Below are 6,925 nucleotides of genomic sequence, written 5' to 3' on the forward strand. Positions count from 1 at the left end.
CCGCCGCGCCGCGCCTGCGCCGACAGGCGCCGCAGCAGTTCCCGACCGGCGACGTCGCGCCCCTTCCGGCGCACCGGCGGCGCGGCCGGCGGTGGGGGCATGTCGGGACGCCGCGCCAGCAATTGCATCGCGGTGGCGATCTCGATCGCGCCGCCCGGCCGCTCGCCTTCCGCCAGCACCTGGCGCAGCACCGCCGCCTCCAGCCGTTCCCATGCCGCCGCGGCCGCGTCACGCCATTCGCGCGCGAAGCGCGGTTCCCGCCGCCGCTTGGCATAAGCGGCGGTCACCGACATGCCCGCCGCCGCCGCCGATGCCGCGACGTCGCCGGTCATGCTCAGGTGATCGAGGAAGGCGTGTCGCGCCGTCTTGCTCCACCGCATCGCGTCCGCGCCGGCGGTCTGCGTGCGCGCCCCGGCTCCCGTCGCTCCGCCCCGACCAGCATCGTCACGTCCCGCATCGGCACGTCCCGCATCGTCACGCCCCGTACCGCCCGTTCGTTCGGCCATCCGGCGATCCTCCCCTGCGTCGATCCCGATATCGTCGGCCGCACCCGCTGCCCGCCCGGTGGTGCGTCATCCGCACCGCCCGGAGCCGCCCCGCGCGGCGCGCCTAACGACGACGGGCCGGCGCGGCGGGGCCGCAGCCCCGAGCCGCCCGGCCCGATTCGCATCATCTCGATGTTCACGTTTTGTACGCAAACAGCGCGGCGCTGTCAAGCCGCAAATATCGCCGTCGTCAGGTGGGGGATAATGGAGCGGGTAGCGGGAATCGAACCCGCGTATTCAGCTTGGAAGGCTGCTGCACTACCATTGTGCTATACCCGCTCGCCGGGGCACGGCCAGTAATCCAACCCGCCCGCCCGCGCAAGCGCGCTGCGCCCGCCGCCACGCCGACAATCTTACGCGCCGCGTAAATTCGCTAGACCTTTGTCGATAGCGCGCTAAACCGGCCGCGATACCGGATGTTCAAATCCGGACCCATCGACCCGTCATGTTTGGGAGAGGCACCGTCACCATGCGTCTGACCATTGTTCTGCTGTCCACCGCCGCCGCGCCCGCGCTGCTGTTCGCCGCCACCGCCTCGGCGCAGACCTCTACCGATCAGGCCGCCGCCGATCAGGCCAGCCCCGTCACCGCCAACGCCGCCGTCGCCGGACAGGCCGACACCACCGCCGCGCAGGCCGACGCGAACGACGTCGGCGCCGGCGACATCGTCGTCACCGCCACGCGCCGTTCCGAACGCCTGTCGGAAGTGCCGATCTCGATCAACGCGGTCAGCCAGGCCGCGCTGCAGAATTCCGGCGCCACCGACATCCGCCAGATGGCGCAGCTGGCCCCCTCGCTCAACGTTTCCTCGACCGGGTCGGAAGCGAACGCCTCGGCGCGTGTGCGCGGCATCGGCACGGTCGGCGACAACCCCGGCCTGGAAAGCTCGGTCGCGGTGTTCATCGACGGCGTCTATCGCAGCCGCACCGGCTCGGGCCTCAACGATCTGGGCGAGGTCGACCGGATCGAGGTGCTGCGCGGGCCGCAGGGCACCCTGTCGGGGCGCAATTCCTCGGCGGGCGCGATCAACATCTACACCAAGGCGCCGTCGTTCGACTTCGGCGGCTATGCCGAGGGCAGCTACGGCAATTTCGACGCCTGGCGTGCCGCCGGCGCGCTGACCGGGCCGATCATCAAGGACCTGCTCGCCTTCCGCATCGACGGCGTCTACGCCAAGCGCGACGGCTTCATGCGCGATGTCGTCAACAACACCGACTATAACGACCGCAATCGCTGGTTCGTGCGCGGGCAGTTGCTGCTCGAACCGTCGTCGGACTTCTCGCTGCGGCTGATCGGCGACTATACCTTCCGCGACGAAAAGTGCTGCGGCGCGGTGTATGTCGACACGCGCGAGAAGATCGATCCGACCCCCGGCGTTGCCGGCGACTATGCGATCAACCCCGCCGGCAACCGCATCGTCGACGTCATCAATTCGATCGCCGCGCTGCGCGGCTATCCGGCCGGCAGCGCCTTTCCCAGCGGCAACGACCCGTACAGCCGCCGCATCGCCTTCTCGCCGGGCAAGGCCTATTCGAACGTGACGAAGGACTATGGCGGCTCGGCGCAGGTCGACTGGAACCTGGGCGGCGCCTCGCTCACCTCGATCACCGCCTATCGCGAATATAAGTCGGCGGGCGCCAGCGACATCGACTATAACGTCCTCGACATCGGCGATCGCCCGGCGGACGGCAACAACTACCGCCAGTTCCACACCTTCACGCAGGAAGTCCGCCTCAACGGCGAGGCGTTCGGCGATCGCCTGAACTGGCTGGTCGGCGGCTTCTTCGCGAACGAGGATTTGGAGGTCGTCGACAATCTGAAGTTCGGCAGCGATTACGGCGCGTTCGCCGCGTGCCGCATCGTCGCGACGATCAACCCGGCGGCGGCGCTGCGCAACCCGGCCAATGCCGGCTGCCTCAGCGCGGCGGGCCGTGCGACGCTGTCGGGGCAGGTACCGGGCACCACGCCCGCGTTCGGCGCCGCGACGCCGCTGATCCTGGCCAGCATCGACCGGCTGGGCACGCTCAACAACCTGGGCACCACCCGCGACGTCTATCGCCAGAACAGCAAGAGCTTCGCGCTGTTCACCCACAATATCATCAAGCTGACCGACAATCTGTCGTTCACCGCCGGCCTGCGCTGGACGCAGGAGCGCAAGCGCTTCGACGCGACGTTCGGCAACAACAACACCGTCTGTCCGCAGATTCAGGGGCTGCTGGGCGCCGGCCCGGCGGGCAATCTGTTCAACAATGCGCAGCTCGCCGCGCTGACCCGCGGGATCGCGACGCTGGCGTGCACCGGCAATTCGTCGGCGGCGCTGAACGGCCGCACGCTGGCGGACAATTTCAAGGAAGACCAGCTGACCGGCACCGCGGTGCTGTCGTGGAAGCCGGTCGACCGCGTGATGACCTACGCCAGCTATTCGCGCGGGTACAAGGCGGGCGGGTACAACCTCGACCGGTCGGACCTGGGCGATGCGTACAATCCCGCGACGATCGGCAATGCCACCGGCGGGCGGCTGCGGTTCGACCCGGAAACCGTCAACGCCTATGAAATCGGCCTGAAATATTCCAGCCGCCAGTTCACGTTCAACATCGCGGGCTTCCGGTCGGAGTTCAAGAATTTCCAGCTGAACACCTTCAACGGCACCAATTACGTGGTCGAGAACATCGGCTCGTGCTCGAACGACCTCAACGGCGCCGATCGCGACAACAGCGCGGCGACCGGCGCCTGCTCCGGCAACGTCAAATACGGCGTCCTCAGCCAGGGTGTCGAGGTGGAGGCCGGCTTCTACCCCGCACGCAATCTGGCGGTGAACCTGGGCTACACCTTCGCCGACACCAAGTATCGCCGCAACCTGGTCGGCTCGGATGCGGGCGCGCCGCTCGATCCGGCGCTGTTCCTGCTGTCGGGGTCGCAGATGTCGAACGCGCCGCGCAACGTCATCACCTCCTCGGTCGCCTGGACGCCGGACATCGGCAGCGACGGCATGTCGGCGCTGTTCTACGTCGATCAGCGCACGGCGTCGGACTATAACACCGGCTCCGACCTGTTCGTGGAAAAGATGCAGGACGGCTTCACCGTGGTGAACGCGCGCGTCGGCCTGCGCGGGCGTGACGAACGCTGGGCGGTCGAACTGTGGGCGCAGAACCTGCTCGACACCAACTATACGCAGGTCGCGTTCAACTCGCCCTTCCAGGGGGCGGGCAGCCAGCAGCAGGTGCAGGCGTTCGGCGGCACCGGCAACCAGTTGTTCTCGGCCTTCCTCGCCGAACCGCGCACCTATGGCGTGACGCTGCGCACGCGCTTCTGATACACACCATTGCAGACGGGGCGGGCCGGCTGGCGCATCGTGCGCCGGCCGGCCCGTTCGTTTCGTCGGCTTCCGCGCGCATCCTACCCGTTTCGGCTGGAAAGCGGCGGGCTGGTGGTTGACCCGTTAACCGTTTTCACGCCTTCCTCCAGTCAAGCGACCGTCCGAGTCGGTCGCGTCTGGCCCGTGGGGGGCGCAACGGCGATGAACGGCGAAGCGGTAATCCGGTTGGTGTCCGAACAGATGGAGCGGATCCTGTGGACCGCGCGCAGCGCGGGCGGCACGCTCATCATCTCGCGCGGTCACGATCCCGACACGATCCGCCAACTGCTCGATCAGGGGCTGATCCGCGAACGCCTCGGCCACCTCGTCCTGACGCCCAAGGGCACCCAGCAGCGCCGCGCCTGCGCACCCTTCTGACCACGTTCTAAAGTCGCTCCGGACCTGTTACGGGGCCACCTATACGCGCCATCGGCCGGCTGCACGCACGCGGCGCGACGGATGCCCGCCCCCGTACCCCGTGCCGCCGCCCTCGGCGCACCCCTTTGCCTCCATCGCGCAGCGTGATGGGAAGCGCGCCGGGGGCAATCCTCCCGGCCATCGCCACACAAGTCCCCTGCATCCGCGACGGCATGATCCGCCACGCCCCGCCAGCGACGCGCATAAAAAAACCACCGCGTGTTTTCACACGCGGTGGCCAAGGTTCAGGGAGGAGACACGCCAGAGGCGTGCCATACGGTTCCGCGAAAGGGGGGACACGGAAACCGTACGTCAACAACATAGGAGGGTGGCAAAGGGTTTCAAGCCTTCACCCCGTCGCCACGACAAATTGTTCGAATCCGGCGACGGATGGCTGATCGGCGGGTCAACGCCGGCCTGGCAGCATCCGCGTCATCACGCCGTCGCGCAGCAGCACCGCATGGCGCAGCGCCGCCGCGATATGCGCCGCGACCAGTACCGCCATCATCCAGCCCAGCACTTCGTGCCCCTCACCGCCCAATGCGGCGGCGCCGCCCGATACCGGCAGGTACGGCAGGTCGAACAGCCCGAACCACGTCAGCGCGCGGCGCCCCTCCGGGCCGGACACCATCATCCAGCCGGTCAGCGGCACCGCGATCATCAGCAGGTACAGCGCCCAGTGCGTCGCATGCGCCGCCGCGCGTTCCCAGGCCGGAGTCGCCGCGGGCAGCGGCGGCGGGCGATGCGCCAGGCGCCAGGCCACCCGCGCCGCCGTCAGCAACAATATGGTGACGCCGATCGCCTTGTGCGCCGGCATCCAGGCGCGCAGCGCCGGGATCGATTCATGCCCGATCCCGACGATCAGGTTGCCGATCACCAGCACCGCGATAGCCCAGTGAAAGGCGATGGCGACACGCGAATAGGTCGCACCCGCGATCGGTCGTCCCGCGCTCCCGCGCATCGCCATCACCCCGGCGCCTTCCGCGTCAGGCCACCAGCTGCGGCTGCGGCATCTTGCCCAGCTTCACCTGCCGCGCGAAGATGTCGCGCATCAGTGACAGCGAAAACAGGTGCGCATACAGCAGCGGCAGCATCCCCGACTGCGACATCTTGCGCAGCTGGTCGCCGCGCAGGTCGGCCAGCTTCTGCTCGTCGACCATCTGGAACCCGCGATAGACGAACGGCTGGTCGATGCCGTCCTGCTGGATCGTGACTTCGCCTTCCATCAACAGGCCGGCGTCGCGGATCTCCGTCATGAACTGCCCGGTGCGCGCCGCGGCCTGTTCGAAATTCTCGTTGAACTGAAGGATGTTGCGCGTCAGCTCGGTCGGCTGGCCGTCCGCGAACAGCGGCTCGCCGTCATCGAACGCGCCGATCGTGTCGGTGGTCGGATCGAAGCACAGCGACAGCTCGTCGGCGTCCGGGCGCAGCCGCGCCAGCATGTACGGATAGCGGCGGACATACGCCGGGACGTACAGATTGTCCTCGGTCAGCGCGCCGGCCTCGTCGACGAACACGTTGACGCCCTCGTTCAGGCCCATCAGCGCGATCGGGATCGAATCGTCGCCCGACGAAAAGACGATCGGCATGAACCGCTGCACCAGCGGGAATTCCTCCACGGTCAGCGGGATGGCGTGCTGGCCGGTCAGGAACGGCGCCACGTTCGACGAGCGGATCTTGTAGTTGGCGTGGAGTTCGCTCGAAAGCGGCTCGAGGCCGTTGTAGAAAAGCGGAAGCTGCGGCGCGCTGGCCATGGGATTCTCCGTAGCGGACGGGATAAGGTTCGTATCGTATCGATCGGGCGCGCCGCGTCCTGCCGCCACCCGGACGGGGGACGGGCCTATTGCGGGTTGCGCGGCGGCGCAAGCGTCACAAGCTTGCCGGGGTTCATCAATTCCCCCGGATCGAACGCCGCGCGAATCGCGCGCAGCGCCGCCAGCCGCGCCGGCGGGGTCAGCCGCTCCAGCTCGTCGCGCTTCATCTGGCCGATACCGTGCTCGGCGGAAATCGTCCCCCCCGCCGCGACGACCAGATCGTGGACGAAGGCGGAGACGACCGGCACCTGCCGCGCATACCAGTCGGCAGGGTCGGTGCCGGGGGCGGCGCGGACGTGAAAATGGACGTTGCCGTCGCCCAGATGGCCGAAGCCGCTGGCGTGCGTGCCGGGGAAGCGCGCCTCGCACGCCGCCGCCGCCTCGATCATGAAGCGCGGCATCGCCTCCACCGGCACCGCGATGTCGTGCTGCGCCGCCGGCCCGGTGGCGCGTTCGGCATCGGAGATCGATTCGCGGATCCGCCAGAACGCTTCGGCCTGCGTCTCGCTCGCCGCGATCGTGGCGTCGGCGGCCAGCCCGTCCCCGATCGCCGCGCCCAGCACGCGCTCCACCACCGCCGCGGCGCCATCGGGCGCGTCGTCGGCGGTCACCTCGATCAGCACGTGCCACGGGTGCGCGCCCGCGATCGGCGCGCGCGCATCGGGCAGATAGGCGAGCACGGCGGCCAGCGATTCGGCCGGCAGCAGCTCGAAACTCTCCAGCGCCGGGGTCGCGCGCTGGAACCGGCGCAGCAGCGTCATCGCCGCATCGGGGGATGCCACGCCTGCCCAGGC

The 6,925-nt window shown here is 68.7% G+C and carries 6 protein-coding genes and 1 tRNA gene; 2 read left to right on the forward strand and 5 right to left on the reverse strand.

Going from position 1 to position 6,925, the window contains the following annotated elements; genetic code table 11:
• Both AX685_RS05695 and AX685_RS05700 read right to left on the reverse strand, forming a co-directional pair.
• On the reverse strand, positions 1-506 hold a 506-nt coding region (locus AX685_RS05695; protein ID WP_066486301.1), incomplete at its 3' end, for a hypothetical protein.
• Between the two features lie 244 nt (positions 507-750).
• Positions 751-824, reverse strand: a tRNA-Gly gene (locus AX685_RS05700).
• Positions 825-1,014: 190 nt separating this feature from the next.
• On the opposite strand from AX685_RS05700, the gene AX685_RS05705 reads away from it, so the two are divergent.
• Both AX685_RS05705 and AX685_RS05710 read left to right on the forward strand, forming a co-directional pair.
• The gene (locus tag AX685_RS05705; protein WP_066486306.1) at positions 1,015-3,858 is read left to right on the forward strand and encodes a TonB-dependent receptor; all 2,844 of its coding nucleotides are present in this window, start codon (positions 1,015-1,017) and stop codon (positions 3,856-3,858) included.
• 204 nt (positions 3,859-4,062) lie between these two features.
• Positions 4,063-4,278, forward strand: coding sequence for a hypothetical protein (locus AX685_RS05710; protein WP_066486308.1), 216 nt, complete (start codon positions 4,063-4,065; stop codon positions 4,276-4,278).
• A 445-nt stretch (positions 4,279-4,723) separates the two neighbouring features.
• Here the strand turns inward: AX685_RS05710 and AX685_RS05715 are convergent, their stop codons facing one another.
• The 3 genes from AX685_RS05715 to AX685_RS05725 all read right to left on the reverse strand — a co-directional run.
• The gene (locus AX685_RS05715) at positions 4,724-5,284 is read right to left on the reverse strand and encodes a cytochrome b (protein ID WP_231738591.1); all 561 of its coding nucleotides are present in this window, start codon (positions 5,282-5,284) and stop codon (positions 4,724-4,726) included.
• Between the two features lie 19 nt (positions 5,285-5,303).
• Positions 5,304-6,071 carry a SapC family protein gene (locus AX685_RS05720; protein WP_066486312.1) on the reverse strand — a complete coding sequence of 256 codons (768 nt, stop codon included), beginning with the start codon at positions 6,069-6,071 and terminating at the stop codon, positions 5,304-5,306.
• A gap of 86 nt (positions 6,072-6,157) precedes the next feature.
• On the reverse strand, positions 6,158-6,925 hold a 768-nt coding region (locus AX685_RS05725; protein WP_331710151.1), incomplete at its 5' end, for an FAD-binding oxidoreductase.

The sequence above is a fragment of the Sphingomonas sp. CCH9-F2 genome, from assembly GCF_001556735.1.
GTDB lineage: Bacteria > Pseudomonadota > Alphaproteobacteria > Sphingomonadales > Sphingomonadaceae > Sphingomonas > Sphingomonas ginsenosidimutans.